This window comes from Poseidonibacter antarcticus (genome assembly GCF_003667345.1).
Classification (GTDB): Bacteria; Campylobacterota; Campylobacteria; order Campylobacterales; family Arcobacteraceae; genus Poseidonibacter; species Poseidonibacter antarcticus.
This window is the reverse complement of record NZ_RCWF01000001.1, coordinates 239,860-263,421: the sequence shown is the minus strand read 5'-3', so window position 1 is coordinate 263,421 and position 23,562 is coordinate 239,860. Positions and strand designations below refer to the sequence as shown.

Here is a 23,562-nt window from a genome sequence, read left to right as displayed (position 1 = left end):
ATAAAATTTTACAAGGAGATATATATGAAGAAAATTCTTATTGTCGGTGGTGGAACTGCTGGTACTATGACAGCTAATAACTTAGCGAAAAAACTTATGCCTGAAATTGATAGAGATGAATTACAAATCACATTGATTTCAAATTCTTCAAAACATGTATATAAACCAGGGGCTATGTATGTAGCTTTTCATAAATCAGCTGGAGATGAATTTGTAAGAGAACAAAAATCACTTTTAATGCCTGAAATAGATTTTTTTATTGATGAAGCTATTGAATTTAATACAAAAGAAAACTATGTAAAAGCACAAAGTGGTAAAAAATATAATTATGATTATCTTGTAATTGCTACAGGATGTGAAATAGCAGCCAATAGAATCCCTGGTTTAGAAGAGGGTGGAGATTGGTTTTATTCTTATGAAGGTGCTAAAAAATTAGCCGAAAAATTTGAAAAAATAAAAAAAGGTAGAGTACTAATTACTGTTAGTTTCCCTAAAACTCCAGATATTCCACACCAATGTGGTATTGCTCCACTTGAAACAACAATAATGCTAAATGATTATTTAATAGAAAAAGGCGTTAGAGATGATGTTGAAATTGTTTATACTTATCCAAAAGTTGCACAAACAATAATTGATGGTCTATTTTTACAAGAAACAACTTCAAAAGTTTTACCTTCAATGTTTGATGAAATGAATATAAAACATAAATCAAGTTTTACATTAAATAAAGTAGATGCAGAAAAGAAAATAGCATATTCAGAAGAAGGTGAAGAAATACCTTTTGATATTTTAATGTCAACACCTCCTTTTATAGCTGCAAAAGTAGTAAGAGATTCAAAATTAGCTACTAAAGCATTAGATGGAGAGGGTTGGTTACCTACAGATAAAAAAACATTAAAAGTTGAAGGTTTAGATAATGTATATACTTTAGGTGATGCAGTAGATTTATCTGTATCAAAAGCTGGAGGGACTATTCATAATCAAACTGATGTAGTTGTTGATAATATTGCTGCAGAATTAAGATATGGGTATCCAACAGAATCTTATGATGGAAAAGTAATAGCAGTTGCACAAATGGGGCTTAGTTGTGGTATGCCTTTATGGTATGACTATGAAGAAGATGTTAAACCAACACCTTGTAGTAAGTTAGGTAGTTTTGTTAGATTAGGTTTTAATAAAGGTTTATATTGGGCAGCAGCTCGAGGAATGTTATAGGAGTAATTTATGAGTGAAGAAATTAAAATAAAAAAATCAGCAGAAATGCAAAAAATAGAAGATAAAATGACTATGTTAGTTCAAACGGGAAGAATAGATAATCTAATAGATTTATTAGCTGTTTTATCTGACCAAATAGAAATGACAACAACTCCAATGGTTGAAAAAATGGTAAATTCAATTGATAATATGACAACAGCAGGTTTTGTAACAGAAAATGCAGTTAGATATGCCAAAAGAGAAACAGAAAAAAATGAAATACCATCAGTATTTACATTATTAAAATTAATGAAAGATGAAGATACAAGAAAAGGTTTAGCATTTATGTTAAATCTTACTAAGGGTATTGGAAAACAATTATAAATTAAACTAGAGATTTAATCTCTAGTTTTTTGAGACCGGTTAGAGTTTTGTTTCAGTAACTATGATAAGCATTAATAGATATTATAGTTTAATAATTTAGTGAAAGTTCCAAAACCTACAGTTTAAGCAAAAAAATATACAATACATTTCATATCGAAAAATAGAGTTGATGAAAGTGGGCTTTCTTATGAATCAATATTTAGCAAAATTACACTTGAAATTCATTCAAGTTTAGATGTAGTTGGACTTACTGCTGCTTTTTCAAATAAATTGACTTCATATGGAATATCTGCAGATGTTGTTGCTGGTTATTACCATGATCATATTTTTGTACAAAAAGAAAAAGCTTACTCAGCAATTGAAGCTTTAGAAGAACTTTCAAAGTAAAATATAATTTTTTTGATTTCCTATGAAATATAGAAGTATTACTAATATTAGTAATGTATTTAAGTTTACAAACAAATAAGATAAGTTCTAATTCTTTAATTTATAGTTTATTAAATGGATTACACTTATTTGTGTTAGTTTCATTAACTTCTAAACTATGCTCATCATAATGATCTTAATGAATTTTACATTTTCCCTCTGCCATAATCTACTCCTTTGATTGGCTCATAGTACTGCGACTAAGTTGCATTTAAACAACTTATATTATAATTCAAAAATCAAATGCGATAAAGTTGCATAAAAGAAAAATAATTTGCATTAATACACTATTATTTGCCTATTATATTTCAATGAGTGTGAAAGGAAAGAATGATGCTAAATGAAAAGAATTTCAATCTTGCTAGTGAATGGAGCCCCAAACCTTTTGCGACAATGCCTGTAACCTATCGACATAGGGTGCAGGATAATCATCCAACGGTTTTTAGTGATATCTATCAATCAGAAATCAATATAGCCATTTGGCAGCGTAAGTTACCTGCTGCTTTGCAAAATTCAGTGAAAACGTTTTTGGAATTAAATCCTACATTTCAAACAAGAATGATTTTAAATCCAAAAGACGCGCTTTCGCGTGTTAGCAAATCTTTTAATAACAATATGGCCGAAGTAAGCGAAGATATTGCTGAGCTTGTGGATATGTTTTGTTATTTATTTGGACTTAAACAAGCAGCCATACGCTTGAAAGTTTTAGATGGAGCGATGTGCCCTAAATTTCATGTTGATAGAGTGCCTTGCCGCCTTGTGACGACTTATCAGAGTATAGCCTCAGAATGGCTGCCACATGAGGTGCTTGATTACACAAAGCTAGGGTGGGGTAGTAACGGGTTGCCTGACAGTGAATCTGGCCTTTACCAAAGTGAAAGTGATATCCAGCAACTAGGTTGTGGTGATGTTGCATTGCTCAAAGGTACGCTTTGGGAAGATAATGAAAATGCGGGCTTAGTCCACCGTTCACCAGTAGTACCAGCGAATGAAAAGCGTTTGGTATTAACTCTGGATTTTAATTGATAAGTAGTTAAATGTTGTGGCTTGTCTTACGAAGCTAACAATCACATGCACTTGGAAAGTGATATGAGACGCTACTACAATCTCTTATATTTGGAGTACGAAGCACTCATATTAGTTTTGCGTGTTCGATAAAGTATTCAAAAAGTAAATACTGTAAATTTCCACAAACCTAAAGGGATTATGGAACAAAAGAAGTGAAGTTTTATATAATCATTATTTTCTTTCGTAATTTCTTCTTTTCTAAAAAGTAAATTACATTAATATAAAAATATTTCTTTGCTAGAGGAACAAGTAAAATATAAGATAGATGATTCTAAGTATGTATTTTAAAATTTAATCTTATTAGTTAGAAACATAAATTTAGATTATGATAATACCAACACTTAGATGCTATAAGCACAAATTTGATAAAATATCTATCTAATAAGAGTTTCAAAATCAAAGGTTTAATAATAATGAGTCAAAGCAAAGATTTTTTACGTATCAAAGTTGAAGAAGATTTAAAATCAGGTAAATACAAAGAGATAATTACAAGATTTCCTCCTGAGCCAAATGGCTTTCCACATATAGGACATGCAAAGTCTATTTTTATAAATTTTGGTATTGCACGTGATTATAATGGTCATTGTAATTTAAGAATGGATGATACAAATCCAACTAAAGAAGATACAAAATATGTAGAAGCCCTAAAAGATGCAGTTTTATGGCTTGGATATGATTGGGGTGATAATATACATTTTACTTCTGATTATTTTCCTAAAATATATGATTATGCAGTACAGCTTATTAAAATGGGTAAAGCCTATGTTGATAGTTTAACAGAAGAGCAAATCCGTGAATATAGAGGGACTGTAAAAGAAGCTGGAAAAAGAAGTGAATATGCTAATCGTACTATTGAAGAAAACTTAGACCTTTTAGAGCGAATGAAAAATGGTGAGTTCAAAGACGGTGAACACGTACTAAGAGCAAAAATTGATATGAGTGCAGCAAATATGAAAATGAGAGATCCTCTTTTATATCGTATTAGACATGCACATCATTTTAGAACAGGTGATGATTGGTGTATTTATCCAATGTATGATTTTGCTCATTGTTTATCTGATTATATTGAAGGTGTTTCTCACTCTATTTGTACATTAGAATTTGAAAATAATCGTGATATTTATGATTGGGTTTTAGATGAACTTGAACTTAAATTGCCAAGACCTTACCAAAGTGAATTCGCACGTTTAGGTATAAACTATACTGTAATGAGTAAGCGAAAACTTTTAGAATTAGTTCAAGAAGAAAAAGTAAGCGGTTGGGATGATCCTAGAATGCCAACAATTGCAGGATATAAAAGAAGAGGGTACACAAAAGAGTCTATTTTAAACTTTTGTGAGCAAATTGGAATTGCTAAAGCAAACTCAATGGTTGATGTTTCTCAATTAGAATTTTGTATTAGAGATGATTTAAACAAAAAAGTACCTCGTGTTATGTGTGTACTCGATCCACTTAAAGTAACAATTGAAAATTATGAAGGAAGTGAAGAAATTGACGCTTCATATTATCCTCATGATGTACCAAAAGAGGGTTCAAGAAAAATACCTTTTTCAAAAGAGATTTATATTGAAAGAGAAGATTTTATGGAAAATCCTCCAAAAGGTTACTTCCGTCTTACACCAAATCAACCAGTACGTCTTAGACACGGATTTATTATTTCATGTAAAGAAGTTATAAAAGATGAAAATGGAAATATTTTAGAAATAAAAGCAGAATATTATCCAAATTCAAAAAGTGGTTCAGATACAAGCGGTATAAAAGTTAAAAGTGCTATTCAATGGCTTAGTGCAAAAGAAGCTAAAAAAGTTGAAATAAGACTTTATGATAGATTATTTAAATCAGAAGCTCCTCAAGGGTTAGAAGATATAAATCCTGATTCTTTAAAGATAATAAAAAATGCATTAGTAGAACCTGCAGTTATTGATGATAAAATCGATGAAAGATTTCAGTTTGAACGACAAGGATATTTTTATGTAGATCCAGTTGATTCAAGTGAAGAAAATCCAGTATTTAATAGAATTGTAGGATTAAAAGATTCTTGGGCTAAAAAAACTAAAACAGTTAAACCTCAAGCAAAAGAAACAAAAGAAACGAAAAAACAGACTGCTAAAACTCAAGTAATTGGTACAGAAGAAGCTATGAATAATGAGCAAAAAGAGTTATTTGATACTTATACAAAGGAACTTGGGCTAAATACTGAAGTATCTAATATTTTAGCAAGAGATGAAGCTTTAAGCTCTTTTTATCAAGATTGTTTAAATTTATTAAAAAGTCCAATTTCTCTTGCAAATATGGTTGTAAACGAAGTAGCTAGAGAACTAAAAGAAAAAGAAATAGCTCAATTAAAATTTACAGCAAATGATATAGTAGAACTTGTAAAACTAATAGATGATGGAATAATTTCAAGTAAAATTGCAAAAGAAGTATTTGAAGAACTTGCAAAAAATGGAAAAAGTCCAAAACAAATAGTAGAAGAAAAAGGACTTATTCAAATAAGTGATCCTGAAGTTATTTCACCTATTATTGATGAGGTAATTGCAAAAAATCCTGATAATGTAGCAAAGTTCAAAGCAGGAAATACAAAACTATTAGGTTTCTTTGTAGGACAAGTTTTAAAAACTACAGGTGGAAAAGCAAATCCAAAAGTAGTGAATAAATTAGTTGCAGAAAAATTAAAATAATAAAATAATATAAAGACTAGTAAAAATTTTAGTCTTTATATAGCTCTATATATCTACTTTTTTTATAAAAAAATATTTAAAAAGAGTAATATAATTTTAAAAATAATTAAGTAAAAGAAGCATCATTTTCAATAAATTAAGTATAACTTTTTATAATATTTAGCCATCATGTACTTATATTAAATATAGGGTTACAAGATGAAAAATAAAGCAACAGTATTGTATATAGATAAAGAAGTTAGTGAGGATTATTTAAATTTCTTAAAAAAACATTTTACAATAGTACTTTCAGCTATTAGTGGGAAAGAAGGACTTTCAAAGTTTATAACACATAATCCTGATTTAATTATCACTGATATAAATATGCTTGATATGAATGCTCCGGAATTAATCCATAATATCAGAAATACTGATAAAGTAACTCCTATTATTATACTTAGTGAATATGCTAATGAACCATTTCTAACAGAATCATTTAATGATATGATTAGTGGCCATATATTAAAACCTGTAGATTATAAAAAGCTATCTTTTTTAATTGATACAATTTTATCAAAGAAAAAAAGTAAAGTTAATATTGATGAAAAAAAATTAATAGAAGATAATAGTGAAAATATGCATCATAGCAGTGAACATGATTTAATGGTTGTAGGTATAGGTGCTAGTGCTGGAGGATTAGAAGCTTTATCTTCTCTTGTTGCAGGATTACCTAAAGACAATAACACTGCTTATGTTCTTGCCCAACATTTAAGCCCAACACATAAAACTATGTTAGTTGATTTACTTTCTCGTGAGACTACTCTTCATATTAAAGATGCAGAAAATAAAGAAGTGCTTTCTAGTGATATCTTTTATATTACTCCTCCCAATAATAATATAGAAATTAATGAAAATAATGAAATAATACTTTCTGCTCCAGAAAAACATTCATTTTTACCAAAACCTTCAGTTAATCAACTTTTTATTTCTATTGCTGAACAGAAAAAAGATAAAGCAGTTGGTATAATACTTTCAGGAACAGGCTCAGATGGAGCACAAGGGATGCGTGCTATAAATGCTGAAGGTGGAATTACAATTGTTCAAGAACCAACTAGTGCCAAATATGATGGTATGCCAATGGCAGCATTAAATGGATGTAGTGTAGATATTGTTATTGAATCTGGTTTAATTGGTGAAGAATTAGTAGCCTTAGCTAATTTCCCTAGACAAAAAGTACTTAAAAAACATCAACTCACACAGCCTAATGATGAGATTACTACAATATTTGATTTTTTATATCGGTATAAAAAAGTCGATTTTTCTGTTTATAAAAAAACAACTATAGGACGAAGGATTGAACGTCGTATGGTTGCATTAAAAGTTACTACACTAAGTGATTATGTAGAAATTATCAAAAAAAATGAAAAAGAAGTTGAATTATTATACAAAGATATATTAATTGGTGTAACAGTTTTTTTTCGAGATAAAGAAGCTTTTGAATCTTTTAGAAATCTTCTTGATAATTATTTAGATGAGAATCCTGATATATCAGAACTTAGAATGTGGATGCCTGGGTCATCTACTGGTGAGGAAGCATATTCAATTGCTATAACGATAAAAGAATTGTTATTAAGAAGACAGCAGAATTTATCTATAAAGATTTTTGCTACAGATATAGATGATGATGCTTTAAAAATAGCTAGAAAAGGTATTTATAGTCAAACGTCAATGAATCAAATCAGTGAAGAATATATTAATAAGTATTTTGTAATTAAAAATAATGAATTTGAAGTTAAGAAAAGTTTACGTGAAAATATTGTTTTCTCATTTCATAATCTTTTAGCTGATCCACCTTTTAAAAATTTAAACCTTATTGTATGCCGTAATCTATTAATTTATTTTAATCTTGAAGCCCAAAAATATATTATGCCAACATTTCATTATGCACTTTGTAATAATGGATTATTATTTTTAGGTAAATCAGAAAATGCAACAAATTTTGAACACTTTTTTATGCCTATTGATAAGCAAAATAAAATATTTAAAAGTGTTCCTACTTCAAGTAAAGATTATAATAGTATAACAATAAAAGCTCCTAGTTATACAAAAAGTACATTACAAAAATTATCAGAAAAAAAGTTTAATACACCATTGCAAGAGACAGTAATTTTAGAAGCATCGAAGCTTCTTATGCCAAATATTATAGTTACGAATGAACAACTTGAAGTTGTTTATAAAAAAGGTGACCTTGATTATATTAATATCCCTGAAGGATATGTTTCATATAATCTTTATAAAATTATTGATCCACAATTTACTATTAATCTTAGAAGTTTAGTAAATAATGCAAAAAAGAATGGTGAGGTAAGCTCAAGTTCTTATGTACCATTAAATTCAAATGGAAAAGTTCGACTTATAAAAGTATATCTTGTACCTATTATAAATAATCGTTCAAGAATGTTTATTTTTTATTTTAATGAAATATCAGATACAGATATTCCAGAACTTAATTTTAATATATCTAATACTATTAACTCTTCAGATAAAATGTTAGAATTAGAGTTACATCGTACTAAAGAACATATGCAAACACTTATTGAAGAATTAGAAACTTCAAATGAAGAACTTCAAAGTTCTAATGAAGAATTACAATCTACAAATGAAGAACTTCAGTCAACAAATGAAGAGCTTCAAACAGCTTATGCTGAACTTAAAGAAATGTATCAAAATAATACTGATATTAGAAATGATTTAAGTTCATTAAATAGACGATATGAATCAGTTCTTGAAAATATTAATGATGCTGTTATTATTTCAAATGCACAAGGTATATTTATTCGTACTAATACTGCTATGCAAAGATATACAGGACTTAGTAAAGAACGATTACTTGCTAAAAATTGGTCAGACTTTTTTGGTGAAGAAAATAATGAACTTTTTAAAAAACGTCAGTTTGAACTTACATTTAATGGTAAATTTGGTCCTTATGTTCTTGAACTATATATAACTGGCAAAGAGGTTACTTTTCTTAAAATATCAGATTATATGAGCAAAGATGATGAAGGTAATATTCAAATATGGTCTTTTGCTTCAGATATTTCAAAAGAGAAATCTGTTTTATCTAAATTATCATTAAGTGAACAAAAATATAAAAATACCTTTGAACGAGCAAATATAGGAATTGCACATGTTAGTTTATCTGGGAAATGGATTAGGGTTAATGAATCTTTATGTGAAATTTTAGGTTATAGTGAAAAGAAATTATTATCTTTAACTTTTCAGAAAATTACATGCATAGAAGATCTTAATATAGATTTACTTTTAGTAAAAAGTTTACTTAATGGTGAAAAAGAAAATTATAAATTAGAAAAACGTTATTATAAAAAAGATGGTTCAATTATTTGGGCAATGTTATCAGTTTCTATTGTACGAGATAAAGATAAAAATCCTTTATATTTTATATCTGTTATTGAAGATATTTCTGCACAAAAACAAGCAGAGCAAATAAATGCACAATCAGAAATTGTTTTTAATGCGACTCAAGAAGCAATAGTTATTGCTGATTCTACAACAAAGATAATCAATATTAATCCTGCTTTTATAGCTATGAGTGGTTATTCTAGGGATAATATAATTGGTAAGTATACAAATATTTTAAAATCGGGAAGACATTCTGATAAGTTTTATGATGAAATGTTTAAAACATTAAAGAAAACAGGATTTTGGTCAGGAGAAGTTATCAATCGTAACAAAGATGGTGAAACTTATCCTGCTTATCTTAATATAAATACAGTCTTAGATAAGTACAACAATATTATTCAATATATTGGAGTTCTTACAGATATTTCTTTAATTAAACAATCACAAGATAAAGTACATTATTTAGCTAATCATGATACTTTAACTGAATTACCAAATAGAACACTTTTTAATGATAGATTAAAACATTCATTAGCACAAGCACGTCGTTCAAAAAAACACGTAGCTCTTTTATTTATAGATTTAGATAGGTTTAAAGTTGTAAATGATGGGTTGGGGCATCAAGTAGGAGATGAAGTTCTTATAAAAGTCTCAAAAAGATTTAAAAATATTTTAAGAAATCAAGATACGGTAGCTAGATTAGGTGGAGATGAGTTTGTAGTAATAGTTGAAGATTTAGATTCTCCTTTATCTGCTGGTAAAATTGCTCAAAATCTTATTGATTGTAGTTCTAAAATTATGAATATAAATGAACACTCTATTCAAATTGGATCAAGTATTGGTATTAGTATTTATCCAAATGATGGTTTAACTGCAGAAGAATTATTACGTCAAGCAGATATTGCAATGTATGAAGCAAAAAATAATGGTAGAAATACTTATCGTTTTACAACAGAAGAACTATCATCTAATGCTTTAGAAAAATCAATGATGGAAAATGCAGTCAAGGAGGGTTTAGATAAAGGTGAATTTGAAGTTTTTTATCAACCTATATTTAGTTTCAAAACAATGAAAATTGAATATCTTGAAGCATTGATTAGATGGAATCATCCTCAATTGGGTTTAGTATTACCTAGTAAATTTATTCCAATGGCTGAAGAATCAGAGCTTATTACTGAAATTACAAAACATGTTATATTTGAGGTAATGAAGAGTATACATGATTTACTAAATGATAATAATTGTAAATCCAAAATATCTATAAATTTTTCGCTTAAAGATTTAAAGAATGATTCTCTTTTTCATCTTTTTAAAAAGTATATGCAGAAGTTCAATATAAAAGGAGAAAATCTAATTATTGAGATTACAGAAAGAGAATTAATTGTAGATAATCTTGCAAACCAAGAAAATTTATCTCGTTATAGAAAATTAGGAATTTCATTTTCTATGGATGATTTTGGTACTGGTTATTCTAATTTAGGTTATTTAATTGATAAACCTTTTAATGCATTAAAAATAGATAGAACCTTTATATCTAAAATAGGAATTGATATAAAATCAGAAGAAATTATTAAAGCGACTATATCAATAGCAAAAGCATTAAAGCTTGAAATAATTGGAGAAGGTATAGAAACAAAAGAACAATTTAATTTTCTAAAAGATAATGGATGTGATTTTGCACAAGGTTTTTATTTAGAAGTACCAGAACCTATTTGTAAATTAATTGAATTAATAAAGAAAGATGAGAAGATAATTTTGGATAAACGATAATTTTTATCTTTTGATATATTTTATTAAGATTACTTTAAAGATATTCTACTATACTTCCAACATAAAAAAATTAAACAAAATAAAAAAGGATTTATTATATGTTAGTAACAAAAAAAGCTCCAGATTTCACAGCAACAGCTGTACTTGCAGATGGTCAAATAGTATCAGATTTTAATTTATACGAAAACATTGGTGAAAAAGGTGCAGTATTATTTTTCTGGCCATTAGATTTTACATTTGTTTGTCCATCAGAAATCATTGCATTCTCAAAAAGAGTTGAAGACTTCGCTGAGCGTGGAATTCAAGTAATTGGTTGTTCAATTGATTCTCAATTTTCTCACTTTGCATGGAGAGAAACAGCAGTTGAAGCTGGTGGAATTGGAAGAGTTAAGTTCCCAATGGTTGCAGATTTAAATAAACAAATTGCAAAAGATTATGATGTATTATTAAATGAATCAGTAGCATTAAGAGGTTCTTTCTTAATTGATGCAGATGGAACTGTAAGACACTCAACTATTAATGATTTACCATTAGGTAGAAATATTGATGAAATGATTAGAATGGTAGATACAATGTTATTTACAAATGAACATGGTGAAGTTTGTCCTGCAGGATGGGCTAAAGGTGATGAAGGTATGAAAGCTTCAACTGAAGGTGTTGCTGAATACTTAGGTAAACACGAGGGTGATTTATAATATATCGTTAAGATATATTATAAATAATAAAGAAATTAAAAGGAAATAAAATGAGTAAATATATTGAATTAACAAACGAAAATTTTGATGAAAATGTAAACGAGGGTGTTGCACTTGTAGACTTTTGGGCTCCATGGTGTGGACCTTGTAGAATGCTAGCTCCTGTAATTGAACAATTAGCAGAAGATTTTGATGGTAAAGCAAAAATTTGTAAAGTAAACTCTGATGAACAAACAGATTTAGCTACAAAATATGGTGTAAGATCATTACCAACTATGCTTTTTATGAAAGATGGTAAAATTGTAGATCAACTAATAGGTGCTTCACCTAAACAAGCAATTGCTGATAAAATAAATTCTTTATTATAGAATACAAATTCAAAGAGATATTAACATAAGTTTTATCTCTTTGTTTTACTGAAAATTCCCATATTAATTATTTCTATTTAAATTATCTTTTCCAATAAATTCTTTTTCATTTGCATTTGTAAGAATAAGTTTAGCAATTAGATTTGTCTGTTTAGCTACTTCATCAGTAGCAAATGCGATATTAGCATTTTCTTGTGTTTGTTGATCTAAAGATGTAATAGCATCGTTGATTTGGAATATTCCTTTTTGTTGTTCTTTAGAAGCTATTTCCACATTTGAAATTAACTCAAGTGTTTTAGAAATAGAGTCATTTAATTGTGTATACCCATTTATCATTTCATCGGATATTTTTTTACCATTATTTGCTTTTTCATTTGCTTTTTCAACTAATATTTTGATTTCATTTGCTGCTTCAGCTGATCTCCCAGCTAAGTTTCTAACTTCTTGTGCAACAACTGCAAAACCTTTTCCTGCCTCACCTGCAGTAGCTGCTTCAACTGCTGCATTAAGTGAAAGTATATTTGTTTGGAATGCAATTTTATCAATTATACTAATTGCATCACTTATTGCGCTTACTTCTGTATTTATTTCATTCATTGCTTTTGTTGTTTGATTTGATAGATTTTGACCATTAGTTACGAAATTTTTTACTTCATTACCATGTGATGCCATATTAATTACATTATTTGTAGTACTTTCTACATTAGATGTAATTTCTTCTAAAGCAGCAGCAGTTTCTTCTAGGGCAGTTGCAGCTAGATTTGAGTTTGTATTTAGTACATCTACGTTTACTAATAATATATTAGAACTTTCATCTAGGGTTAAACCGTTTGATTTATTCTCTATTAACATTGTAGTAATAGCATCTTTTAGCTTATTTATATCAGTAACTAAGAGTTCAAGAACTCCACCTTTTTCAATATTGTTCAATTTTAATTCATTTCTATAATCATAATTTGAATATTCTTCTAATACAGTATTTACTTCTATAAAATGCTGTTTAGTTGCTCTAATCATAGAGTTTACTCTATTTTTAAAATCTTCTAATGATGAATTGGATGTTGTTGCTTCAATAGTTTCACTATACCAACCTTTTTCTACTCTAGATATTGTTAATTTAGCTTTTTCTATTAGATTATTATCTTCATCGATTCCTTTTTTAATACTTTCAATATTCTTATTAACAACTTTTGACATTTGTCCTATTTCATCTTTTGAATTTAAGGCTATACTTTTTACAGAAGAAGTTTCTTTATTTAAATAAGCAAAGAAATCTAATAATCCTTCTTTAAATATTTTTATAGAACTTGTTAAACAGTTGGCTATGACTAACCCTATGATTAGTGAAAATGAAATTGCAATAAATAGTATTATAATTGTTGTAATAAGAGCTCTTTTGCCTTCTGCTTGAGCCATAGCATTAAAACTTGAACCCTTAGTGTTTGCAAAATCTTTAAGATAATCAACTTTTTTATTTAATAAATTTATATGAGCTATATCTTTTTCTTTTGAAATTTTTGTAGCATATTTTTTATCACCTTTCTTAATAGAACTAATTATTTCATCACGAATAGTTTTCCATGATGTAAAGGTATTTCTTGCTTCATTAACTTTTTCTTTATTACCGAGAAATCTTTTTTCTAAAATATCAAAATATTTAAATGTTTCTTTTTCATAACTATTTATTTTAGTAATTGCATTTTGTATTTCTGCCTGATTTTTAGCTAAAGCGATATCTTTCATAGAATTGTTTATTGATACAATTTGAAGATTTACATCTCTAACTGCAACACTTACTGTAAATGGATGTTTATACATTTTTTGTGTTAAATTTGATAATGTTTGTAATTCAATTATGGAATAGACTCCAAATACCATAATAATAGCAATTAGTGTTCCAAAACCAATTGCAAGTTTTACTTGTATTTTTATGTTTTTCATATTTTATGTTTCCTTAAATTATTAAAATAATTTTTATTATATATATACAATTGTATCTAAGTTAATGGATATTTAACAACTAAATGAATATAAGTTTTATAATAAATATAATAATAATGTTTTCTATATTTTATATTCTACTTAAAGGTAGAATTAAAGTTACTTTGCTATTATTTAAATAAATACAAAAAGGAAATAATATGAAAAAAACAAATATATTAGAAAATTTAGAATACAATGAAAATAAAGTATTAATTACACCTTTAATGGAAACAGAAATATCAAAAGAGATAAGAATAGTTTTTAAAAAAGACCAAATAATGAAAGAGCACAAAGCTGGATATCCTATTAGTGTAGAAATATTTGAAGGTGAAATTGATTTTGGTGTTGATGGTAATATTTATAATCTAATAAAAGGTGATATTGTAGTTTTAGAAGCAAATGTAAAACATGATTTAAAAGCAAATGCTGACTCAATAGTACGCCTTACTTTATCTAAAAAAGACACTGTAAATAGAGTTAAAGGAGTACTAAAACTTTAACTATGTAATACTATATATTAATTATACTTTTCATAAGAAGATTTTGCTTCTTTTGGAAGGTATCCAAAATTAGTTTTAAATCTCTTTTAATATAAGTTTTCCCAATATTTTTGACTCTTCTTTTGATTAAATTTGTATTCTTTAAACCTTTAGATAAGTCATCTATAGTATCTTTTTAGGTACTACCTTTCTTTTAAGTAAGTTCTTGTTTTTATATTATGAATAAGCTAAAGTTTTGTTAATTCAAATTTAATCAAGGAGAGATGATGAAAAAAAAAGTTTTAAGAAATAAATATATAAAAGGTGTATCAGTATTGTTAGGCTTATCTTTAATGCTAAATGTTCAAGCTAGTGAACTACCAAATTTTTTGGATAAAAATGATATTCAAAATGCGGAATTTAAATGTTTAACAAAAGCAGCTAAATATACGGCTAATGAGCAAAAATATGTGGATATATTATGGGATGAAACGCTTTCTTATTTAAATGCTTATGCTAAGGCATTAACAAATCCTACTCAAAGCGATTGTTTAAATTCAGATGAAGCAATGATTGATTCTACAAATGGTGTTAAAAAAATGTGTATCATGGATAGACGAGATATGAAAAATATGGTAAAAAATATTTATCAAGTAATAAACAATCCAGATAAAGCTAAAGTGTGTTTTAGTGCAAGAGAAGATGTTGATTGGATTTATAGTCCAGGAAAAGAGATTGAAGAAAAATCACCTGTTGCTCAATGGTTAAAAAGAAAAACATTTAAAGAATTCTTTGATAAAGATGTTACAAATGTAGAAGTAAAAAAATTAGGACAAACATTCTCTGATAATTTTTATAAAATGGTAACAGGAGATGAAGTAAAAATGCCATTAGTATTTCCCTATGATATAAGTGCAAATGCATTACCAAACTTATGGGCAGCTGCTGGATGGTATCCAATGTATGCACAAGAGAGTAAACGTAATGATAAAAACTTTACTAATATTCGTGGAGGATATGCATATGCTGAAATATTTGGACATTGGGGATTATTACGAGTTGATGAGATTAATGGTGAAAAAGTTGGTGCAGAAGTTGGTATGACAGTACAGTCAGTTGATACTTTTTATCCATATCATAATCATGCTATTTCTGAAATATATTATAATATGAGAGTTCCTGCTTGTACAAAACAATTCAAAAGTTTTGCAATAAAAGAAGATTCCCATTTATTAAAAACAGTTAAAGAAACATCAAAAATGAGAAGAGTACAATTTGACTCATCACAAAAAAATGAAGATAAAATGTGGAATGATAGTACATATGTAAAAGATCCATTAATGTACTTTCATGAAAATACTATACATGCATTTGAAATAGATGGTAATTGTGAAGCAAAACCTGAAGAAAGAGCGATTGTATCAGTTTGGGCAAGAAGTAATGCTCATGACAAAAGAAACGACTATGGAACAACATTACTATGTGAATCAGCTAATAAACCAGGAACTCCTGCAAATAGAGGTGAAATGATTCAATGTGATTTAACACATACAAAATGGTAATATATTTTTAAATTATAGGAGAAGACAATGGAGTACAAATATATTTTAGTAGAAGAAAAAAATAATTGTGTTGGAGTAATTACTTTAAATAGACCTAAAGAATGGAATGCTTTATCATCTTCTTTGATAATTGAAGTTTCTAATGCAATTAAAAAGTTTGAAGAAGATAAAAAAATTGGTGCAATTGTTTTAACAGGTGGAAATAAAGTATTTGCAGCTGGTGCAGATATTAAAGAACTAGTTACATTGGATTTTGCAAGTGCTTATAACAATGAATTTATTACAAAAGAATGGAAAGGATTAGAAAATCATTCAAAACCAATAATTGCAGCAGTTTGCGGTGTTGCACTTGGTGGAGGATGTGAACTATCTCTTTTATGTGATATTGTTATTTGTGATGAAACTGCAAAGTTTGGTCAACCTGAAGTTAAAATTGGAACAATGCCAGGTATTGGTGGAACACAGAGATTAACAAGAGCAGTTGGAAAATCAAAAGCTATGCTTATGTGTTTGACAGGAGAAATGATAGATGCACAAGAAGCTAGAGATTATGGACTTGTTGCAAAAATAAGTGAAGAAGGCAATGTAATTGATGATGCAATCCAAATTGCTACAAATATCGCTTTAATGAGCCAACCTATTGTAAAACTTATAAAAGAATCAATAGATAACTCTTATGAATCAAGTTTACAAGTAGGTTTAAAAAGTGAAAGGAAATCTTTTTATTCAACTTTTTCTCTAGAAGATAAAAATGAAGGTATGAATGCTTTTATTGAAAAAAGAAAAGCAATTTTTAAAAATAAATAAATGTAAATTTGCCACTTCACCTTTGTATATTTTTCAGTGAAATTATGGAAAAATATACAATTGGTGGATTTGCATTGTTTATTTTATAGTGTCTAAATTAAATATTAGTTTTATTCTACGTAAGTGTGCTTATTACTTTTTTTATCTTTACTATTATCTATTTTATATTCATTAGTGAATTTATAAGATAAATCTGAATAATGACAATCGTTACATCGCACTGTTTTTTTAGGATCAATTTCCATATTTTGTCCAATATAAATATTAGTACTCTCGCATCTAGGACATATAAGATTTATTTCATTGTTAAGATGTTTAAACATTTAATACTCCGATTTTAAATTTGTATGATATTAGCATTTTCTTTTAAAGTATATTAAAAATATTTGATTTTGCAATAATTAATGATTTAAATCAATTGATTTCTAACAAACTCTAAATAATGCCCTTCTTTTTCTTCTAATTCTTTATGATTACCTCTTTGTACAATTGTACCTTCTTCTAAAACATAAATCATATTAGCATTTTTAACTGTACTTAATCTGTGTGCTATTGTTATTACAGTTTTGTTTTTTAGAAACTTTTCTAAAGCTATAAAGAGTTTTGCTTCTGTATGTACGTCAAGTGCAGATGTTGATTCATCAAAGATAACAACACTTGGGTTGGCTATAATCATTCGAGCAATTGATAGTCTTTGTCTTTGACCTCCACTTAATCTAATTCCATGGCGTCCTACTATTGTGTCTAGTCCTTGAGTCATTTTTAATACAACATCATCTAATTGAGCAATTTTTAGTGCATCAAATATTTGTTTATCATCTATATTTTCATTTCCCATTGTGATATTAAATCTTAGTGTATTATTAAAAAGTATTGGCATTTGAAGTACTAAAAAGATATTTTCTCTTAGACTTTGTCTATTTAATTTATCAATACTTATATTGTTATATAAAATATCACCACTATTTTTTGAATAAAAAGCTGATATTATTTGAGCTAAAGTTGTTTTCCCACTACCACTTGCTCCAATTAGTGCTACTTTATCACCACTTTTTATATCTAATGAGATATTTTTTAATATATTTTTTTCTCCATTGTATGAAAATGTTAAATCTTTTATTGAAATATTTACCTTTTTTTCTTTTACACAAAGTATTTCTTTTCCATTTTTCTCTATATCTAAATCTAGAATTTTATTTATTCTATTAATTGCGGCATTTGCACTTGCGTATGAGTATTGTATTGATAATATATCTTGAACAGGTGTCATAATAAACCAAATATAACCAAACATTGCAAACATCATACCAATTGATAAACTATTATACTCAACTAAAATAAGTCCAGATGATCTAAATATTTCAAAAGCAATTAAGAATATTGTAAAGGAGAATCTTTCATAAGCAACACTTTTATAGTTATATTCATTTGATGTTATTTGAATATTTTTTGCTTTTTTAATTGCTTTATTAAAAAAATATTCTTCTTTGTTACTAGCTTTTATTTGCCCAAATAAATCTAATGTTTCTCCTACATTATCTTGAAATTCTTCAATTGCTTGGTTTTCTTGTTTCTTCAAATTACCAGTTTTTTTAGATATTTTTTTTGAAAGAACCATTATAATAGGTTGAATAAATAAAATCATCATTCCTAATATTGGGTCAATTGCAATTATTACAATTGCAACTGCAATTAGTGTTAACACAGAAGCAACAAATTTACTTGCTATTGAAATGATAAAAGTATCAAGCGTATTTATATCTGTTACAAGATTTGATGAAATAGCACCAGATCCTAGGCTTTCATATTCATTCATATTTACTAATTTTAAGTGAGTTAATATTTTTACCCTTAATTTATAAGTAACATATTTTGAAATATAAGTGAAGATTTTTGTAATAGCAACTGTAAAAATGAAATGCATTAATCGTAAAAAAATTACGACAAGAGTTACAATAGCAATATAATAAAATGCATTTCCTACACCAAAAGTGTCATTTATGGTATTTACAAAAAAAGCAGGTTTTTTTAGTAATACTTCATCCACTAAAATAGGTAACATTAAAGGTATTGGAATACTTATTAAAATAGCAATAAATGTAATTATTTGACCAATAATTAAGTGTTTTTTATTGTCTAGTAGAAGTTTAAAAATATATTTAAATGATATGTGATTGTTCATAGTTGTCTTTCTTAATTTAATAAGTTAAGTTTTACTATAAATAACTTAAATTAAATTAAATCTATAGCCAATACCTGAGATATTTTTTATTAATTCTTTATATGTTTTTTTTCTTAGTTCTTTTACGACAGATCTTAATGCATCTTGAGTCATTGAACCTTCCCAAATGCTTTTATCAATTTCTTCATATGAAACTGTATTGTTCATTTTTTTTATCATAAGTTTAAAAAAGTCATTTTCTTTTTTTGATAATAAAACAATTTTTTCATCTTTTAATAAAACCTGATTATAATAATCGTAAACATAATTATTTTTTAAATCTAATATATTTGATTTATTTGAATCATGTAAATGCACACAATCTTTTAATGAGAAAATTAAATCTTCCCTTGTTATAGGTATTTGCAAATACTTAACAAGTTCTAAATGTATTCCATTAATTAAATGTGAATCTTCTATTAAATCCGTAGCAATAATAATTTGAACTTTTTTATTTTTATTTCTAATGTCTTTAAAATATTCAGTGATATTATATTCTGAAAATATAATATCAATTTTTTTATCATTTAAAATATCTGACGCTTCATCTAAATTATATGAAATATAAAACTCTTTAGCACTCATATTCAAGTAGTTTATAGCAATATCTTGTGTGAAATTATTTGATATATATAATATATTTAAGTACTTTAATTCTTTCATGTATATTCCTATTTTTATATTGAATAGATTTATAACATAAAATAAATAAAAAACTATTTAAATTATTTTTTATACTTACAAAATCTATTTTATTGGAGCTGCTAACATTTTTTCACAAACTTCAAGTTTCATGCCTTCATGAAAGCTACAATTAAGACCACATTTATAAGTTCCAACATCTACGATATTTAATTTTTGTAGTTGTTTTTCTGATTCTTGTTGACATTCTTGTAGGCTTTTGAAAGTCATTGGACTTTTAAGACTTCTTTTATTATTATTTTTATCTGGATAGATAAAAGAATTCCATTTTTCTTCTTTTGGATCACCAAAACATCCTGTAAAAAGTACAGCAGCAGTTGTTAATAGTAGTAGGTTTTTAAACATTCAAACTCTTTTTTTTTGTTTGATTGTAGTAAAATTATATTTATAAAACCTTAAACTACAACATTCTGAAGTGCTTGTTTTATAAGATCAAAATCTTTGAGTTCTTCTTTTAATCTTAAATTCTCTAAATAAAGTTCAATTGCCTTATTTAATTGTTCACTTATTTTTCCTGTTGATGCTGCTTTATTGATAGTATCAGGTTTGTAACCTAACTCAAAAGATAATTTTTTATAGGTAAGATGTAAATCTTTACAAACTTGTTTTATTATATTTGGGTGCAAATTATCATATAATTCATTTGTATTTATATTAAATGAATCTGCTATATCACAGATTACATCTTTTTTAAGAATTAAAATATTTCTATAATAATAGTGTTTTGAACTTGGTTGAAATAGTTTTAAATTTTCCTTGGGAACTGAAATAAATAGTTTTTTACCATTACATCCAATCATTTCATCAAATACAGTAACTAAACTATTTTCATTCAAATGTTTGAATGTTTCAATAAACATAAAAGAGTTAATATATTTTGTTTTTGTTTTTGATTCTTTGTATTCTTCAAAAGTAAATTCTATATCTTCTTTTTTATATTTAAAGGAAAGATTTTCTTTAGACATATTTGTTTTTATTACTATATGAAAATGTAATAAATTGTCTCTATTATTTGAAAAAATATTTACTAAATTTTCTATGTTTATATTATATTGTTCGAATAAGATGTTTATAATATTTTCAATATATGTTATATCTTTATAAGGGTTATCTATATCTCTTACTAAATATGGTATTTTATTGAATACTTTTCCTAATTGTGTCATAAATAATTCCAACTTTCTGCTAGCTTTGTTACATATATTATACATAATAGCTAAGGTTTTTTATTTACTATTTCATTAAAGAAGTGAAAAAAACAGTAAAAAACAGTAAAAAAAATTCTATATTATTGTAATGCTATGAGAACGCTATTTTTTTGTTAAAAAAATGCTATTTTTGCTACACTTGGGATTAAACAATTATTCCACAGTTATTATGTTATAATAATAATAAAATAAAAAAAGTGCGGGTAATGAAAAAGATTTTTATATTATTTTTTCTTATGATTAGTTTCGCTTTTGCAAAAGTGGATTATTCAGAAATGAGTACACAAGAATTAATTGCAATAATGGGCTATGTAAAAGATGAAAATAAAAAACAGTTTGTTCAAGAGTTGAATTCTAGGACATCAACAATGAGTGAGAAAGAGAAAACTACTTATGAAAACAATTTACAAAAGTTAAATAAATAATGAAAACAAAATTATTATTACTAGAAGATGATCTTACTTTAAATGAAACTGTTGTTGAATATTTTGAAGATGAAGGTTATGAAGTAGTTTCAGTTTATGATGGAGAAGATGCTCTTTCTGCTATTTATGAAAATAGTTTTGATTTATTGCTTTTAGATGTAAATGTTCCTAAAATAAATGGTTTTGAAGTTTTAAAAACTATTAGAAATGAAGGTAACACAACTCCTGCTATTTATATTACATCATTAAACTCAATGGATTCTTTAGAAAAAGGGTTTGAAAGCGGTTGTGATGATTATATTAGAAAACCTTTTGCATTAAAAGAACTTTTAATTAGAGTCCAAACAATAATCAAAAGAGAATTTTCTGTAAAAAATAAACTAATAGTAATTGATAAAAATATTACTTTTGATTCTAAATCAAATGAACTACTTTGTAATGGTGAAGTTGTTAAACTCAATTTTAAAGAGTTGAAACTTTTAAAGTTTTTTTTACAAAATCCAAATGAACTTTTAGTTCATGATAGAATTTATGATTATGTTTGGGAATATGATGAAGAGTATAGTGACAATTCATTAAGAACATATATTAAAAATCTTAGAAAAGTATTAGGAAAAGAAAAAATTGTTAGTCTTAAAAAGCTTGGATATCGATTTAACCAAGAGCGAGGCTAGAACTCTTCTCGGATTTAGTCTTTTATATTCTTTTCTAGTTCTTGTAATAATTGGTGGTATTTCTTTTACTTATTATCAATTCCAAAAAGATTTAATGCTACAAGAAAAACGAGATGCACTTCAAGAGTATTCAAATGATTTAATTTTTAAATTAAAAGATTTACATGTAAATTTTGATAAATATAAATATTATCCTAGAGATGAAAAGTTCAATTCTGCTATTTTTGATAGCGATAAAAAATTAATATTTTCTACTTTAAAATCTAAAGCAGTAAATTTTGAAAAAGTTGCTTATATTTCAAATGAAATGATTCATTTTATTAAAGAGCCAGAATCTTATTATTTAGGATCAAAATATGTAATTATTGAAGTTCCAGATGATAATGTATGGTTTATAAAAGTTAAAAAAGATATTATTACTTATTCTTTAATTGCCTTTAGTTTTATGTTTATGATTGGTTATTTTATCTCAAAATTATTTTTAAAACCAATGCGTGATGCACTTCATTTATTAGATAGATTTATAAAAGATACTACTCATGAATTAAATACACCAATTTCTGCAATTATTACAAATATAGAAATGATTGATAAAGATACATTAGATGAGAAGTTGGCTAGAAAGATTAATCGTATTGATATTGGAGCTAAAACAATTTCTAATATTTATGAAGATTTAACATTTCTTACTTTGGATAATAAAATAATTTCACAAAATGAAGAATTAAATTTGACAAATATTTTAAAGCAAAGGGTAGAATATTTTAAAAGTTTAGCAACCATCAAAAAGATAAATTTTATTCTTAACTTAGAAAATAATATATATTTAAATTGTGATGCTAAGAAAATATCAAAATTAATAGATAATTTAATTTCAAATGCAATTAAATATAATAAGATAGCTGGGAGTATAACCATTTGTTTAAATGAGAATAATTTTAGTATAGAAGATACAGGAAAAGGAATGAACAAAGAAAACTTATCAAACTTATTTGAAAGATACTCACGCTTTGACAATAGTGTAGGAGGCTTTGGTATAGGACTTAATATTGTATCTTTGATAGCAAAAGAGTATAACTTAGAAATTGATGTAAAATCAGAAATTGATAAAGGAACTAAAATAGAGGTGAAATGGTGAAATTAATATTAACATTAGTTCTTTTGGTCTCTTTTTTAAATGCTGCAAAAACTAAAAAAACTGTATATGAGAATAATTGTATAAAATGCCATAGAAAACTTCCTGTTTCAATTGATAAATATTTTTATAGATATTTATTGAAATATAGCAGTGAAGATAGAGTAAAAGAATCTATGTTTAGATATTTGAAAAAGCCAAGTAAAGATATGACAATAATGCCTGAAGCTTTTATAAAAAGATTTGGTATTAAGAAAAAAACTACACTTAGTGACAAAAAGTTGTATAAAGCTTTAGATATATATTGGGAAAAATATAAAATATTTGGTAAACTAAAATAATAGATCTTCACAATAAGTACACTATTTAAAAATATACTTC

Annotated in this window: 22 protein-coding genes; 16 read left to right on the top strand and 6 right to left on the bottom strand. The window is 26.5% G+C overall.

Going from position 1 to position 23,562, the window contains the following annotated elements:
* Positions 1-24 precede the first annotated feature (24 nt).
* The 9 genes from D9T19_RS01290 (at position 25) to trxA (ending at position 11,985) form a co-directional block, all read left to right on the top strand.
* Positions 25-1,215: an NAD(P)/FAD-dependent oxidoreductase gene (locus tag D9T19_RS01290; RefSeq protein WP_121626387.1), complete on the top strand. Its 1,191-nt coding sequence runs from the start codon at positions 25-27 to the stop codon at positions 1,213-1,215.
* Positions 1,216-1,224: 9 nt separating this feature from the next.
* Positions 1,225-1,578 carry a DUF1641 domain-containing protein gene (locus D9T19_RS01285; protein WP_121626386.1) on the top strand — a complete coding sequence of 118 codons (354 nt, stop codon included), beginning with the start codon at positions 1,225-1,227 and terminating at the stop codon, positions 1,576-1,578.
* A 141-nt stretch (positions 1,579-1,719) separates the two neighbouring features.
* Positions 1,720-1,965 (top strand): ACT domain-containing protein, encoded by a 246-nt coding sequence (locus D9T19_RS01280; RefSeq protein ID WP_121626385.1) that lies wholly within the window; start codon positions 1,720-1,722, stop codon positions 1,963-1,965.
* A 29-nt stretch (positions 1,966-1,994) separates the two neighbouring features.
* Positions 1,995-2,135, top strand: a complete 141-nt coding sequence (locus tag D9T19_RS14900) for a CBU_0592 family membrane protein (protein ID WP_438942771.1) — start codon at positions 1,995-1,997, stop codon at positions 2,133-2,135.
* Between the two features lie 202 nt (positions 2,136-2,337).
* The gene (locus D9T19_RS01275; protein WP_121626384.1) at positions 2,338-3,030 is read left to right on the top strand and encodes a DUF1826 domain-containing protein; all 693 of its coding nucleotides are present in this window, start codon (positions 2,338-2,340) and stop codon (positions 3,028-3,030) included.
* A gap of 455 nt (positions 3,031-3,485) precedes the next feature.
* Positions 3,486-5,753, top strand: a complete 2,268-nt coding sequence (locus D9T19_RS01270) for a glutamine--tRNA ligase/YqeY domain fusion protein (RefSeq protein WP_121626383.1) — start codon at positions 3,486-3,488, stop codon at positions 5,751-5,753.
* Positions 5,754-5,951: 198 nt separating this feature from the next.
* The gene (locus D9T19_RS01265; protein WP_121626382.1) at positions 5,952-10,922 is read left to right on the top strand and encodes an EAL domain-containing protein; all 4,971 of its coding nucleotides are present in this window, start codon (positions 5,952-5,954) and stop codon (positions 10,920-10,922) included.
* A 98-nt stretch (positions 10,923-11,020) separates the two neighbouring features.
* Positions 11,021-11,617: a peroxiredoxin gene (locus tag D9T19_RS01260; RefSeq protein ID WP_121626381.1), complete on the top strand. Its 597-nt coding sequence runs from the start codon at positions 11,021-11,023 to the stop codon at positions 11,615-11,617.
* 50 nt (positions 11,618-11,667) lie between these two features.
* Positions 11,668-11,985, top strand: coding sequence for a thioredoxin (gene trxA / locus D9T19_RS01255; RefSeq protein WP_121626380.1), 318 nt, complete (start codon positions 11,668-11,670; stop codon positions 11,983-11,985).
* Between the two features lie 63 nt (positions 11,986-12,048).
* On the opposite strand, the gene D9T19_RS01250 is transcribed toward trxA, so the two are convergent.
* Positions 12,049-13,926, bottom strand: a complete 1,878-nt coding sequence (locus D9T19_RS01250; RefSeq protein ID WP_121626379.1) for a methyl-accepting chemotaxis protein — start codon at positions 13,924-13,926, stop codon at positions 12,049-12,051.
* Positions 13,927-14,126: 200 nt separating this feature from the next.
* On the opposite strand from D9T19_RS01250, the gene D9T19_RS01245 reads away from it, so the two are divergent.
* The 3 genes from D9T19_RS01245 (at position 14,127) to D9T19_RS01235 (ending at position 16,816) form a co-directional block, all read left to right on the top strand.
* A complete protein-coding gene (locus tag D9T19_RS01245) occupies positions 14,127-14,468 on the top strand; it encodes a cupin domain-containing protein (protein WP_121626378.1) in 342 nt (113 codons plus the stop codon).
* 266 nt (positions 14,469-14,734) lie between these two features.
* Positions 14,735-16,009, top strand: a complete 1,275-nt coding sequence (gene dddY, locus D9T19_RS01240; protein ID WP_228197938.1) for a dimethylsulfoniopropionate lyase DddY — start codon at positions 14,735-14,737, stop codon at positions 16,007-16,009.
* 27 nt (positions 16,010-16,036) lie between these two features.
* Positions 16,037-16,816, top strand: coding sequence for an enoyl-CoA hydratase-related protein (locus tag D9T19_RS01235; protein ID WP_121626377.1), 780 nt, complete (start codon positions 16,037-16,039; stop codon positions 16,814-16,816).
* Between the two features lie 110 nt (positions 16,817-16,926).
* On the opposite strand, the gene D9T19_RS01230 is transcribed toward D9T19_RS01235, so the two are convergent.
* The 5 genes from D9T19_RS01230 to D9T19_RS14640 all read right to left on the bottom strand — a co-directional run bounded on the left by D9T19_RS01230 (position 16,927) and on the right by D9T19_RS14640 (position 20,905).
* Positions 16,927-17,139: a hypothetical protein gene (locus D9T19_RS01230; RefSeq protein WP_121626376.1), complete on the bottom strand. Its 213-nt coding sequence runs from the start codon at positions 17,137-17,139 to the stop codon at positions 16,927-16,929.
* An 86-nt stretch (positions 17,140-17,225) separates the two neighbouring features.
* Positions 17,226-18,998 carry an ABC transporter ATP-binding protein gene (locus D9T19_RS01225; RefSeq protein WP_121626375.1) on the bottom strand — a complete coding sequence of 591 codons (1,773 nt, stop codon included), beginning with the start codon at positions 18,996-18,998 and terminating at the stop codon, positions 17,226-17,228.
* A gap of 45 nt (positions 18,999-19,043) precedes the next feature.
* Complete coding sequence (locus D9T19_RS01220; RefSeq protein ID WP_121626374.1) at positions 19,044-19,700, bottom strand: winged helix-turn-helix domain-containing protein; 657 nt, start codon at positions 19,698-19,700, stop codon at positions 19,044-19,046.
* Between the two features lie 84 nt (positions 19,701-19,784).
* Positions 19,785-20,084, bottom strand: coding sequence for a hypothetical protein (locus D9T19_RS01215; protein ID WP_121626373.1), 300 nt, complete (start codon positions 20,082-20,084; stop codon positions 19,785-19,787).
* Between the two features lie 50 nt (positions 20,085-20,134).
* Positions 20,135-20,905 (bottom strand): hypothetical protein, encoded by a 771-nt coding sequence (locus D9T19_RS14640; RefSeq protein ID WP_228197937.1) that lies wholly within the window; start codon positions 20,903-20,905, stop codon positions 20,135-20,137.
* A gap of 248 nt (positions 20,906-21,153) precedes the next feature.
* On the opposite strand from D9T19_RS14640, the gene D9T19_RS01205 reads away from it, so the two are divergent.
* The 4 genes from D9T19_RS01205 to D9T19_RS01190 all read left to right on the top strand — a co-directional run bounded on the left by D9T19_RS01205 (position 21,154) and on the right by D9T19_RS01190 (position 23,522).
* The gene (locus tag D9T19_RS01205) at positions 21,154-21,372 is read left to right on the top strand and encodes a DUF1104 domain-containing protein (RefSeq protein WP_121626372.1); all 219 of its coding nucleotides are present in this window, start codon (positions 21,154-21,156) and stop codon (positions 21,370-21,372) included.
* Positions 21,372-22,046, top strand: a complete 675-nt coding sequence (locus D9T19_RS01200) for a response regulator transcription factor (protein WP_121626371.1) — start codon at positions 21,372-21,374, stop codon at positions 22,044-22,046. The genes D9T19_RS01205 and D9T19_RS01200 overlap by 1 nt, the downstream gene beginning before the upstream one ends.
* 94 nt (positions 22,047-22,140) lie before the next feature.
* Positions 22,141-23,184: a sensor histidine kinase gene (locus tag D9T19_RS01195; RefSeq protein ID WP_322900256.1), complete on the top strand. Its 1,044-nt coding sequence runs from the start codon at positions 22,141-22,143 to the stop codon at positions 23,182-23,184.
* The gene (locus D9T19_RS01190; RefSeq protein WP_121626369.1) at positions 23,178-23,522 is read left to right on the top strand and encodes a hypothetical protein; all 345 of its coding nucleotides are present in this window, start codon (positions 23,178-23,180) and stop codon (positions 23,520-23,522) included. Before D9T19_RS01195 ends, D9T19_RS01190 begins: the two co-directional genes overlap by 7 nt.
* The last annotated feature ends 40 nt before the right edge of the window (positions 23,523-23,562 follow it).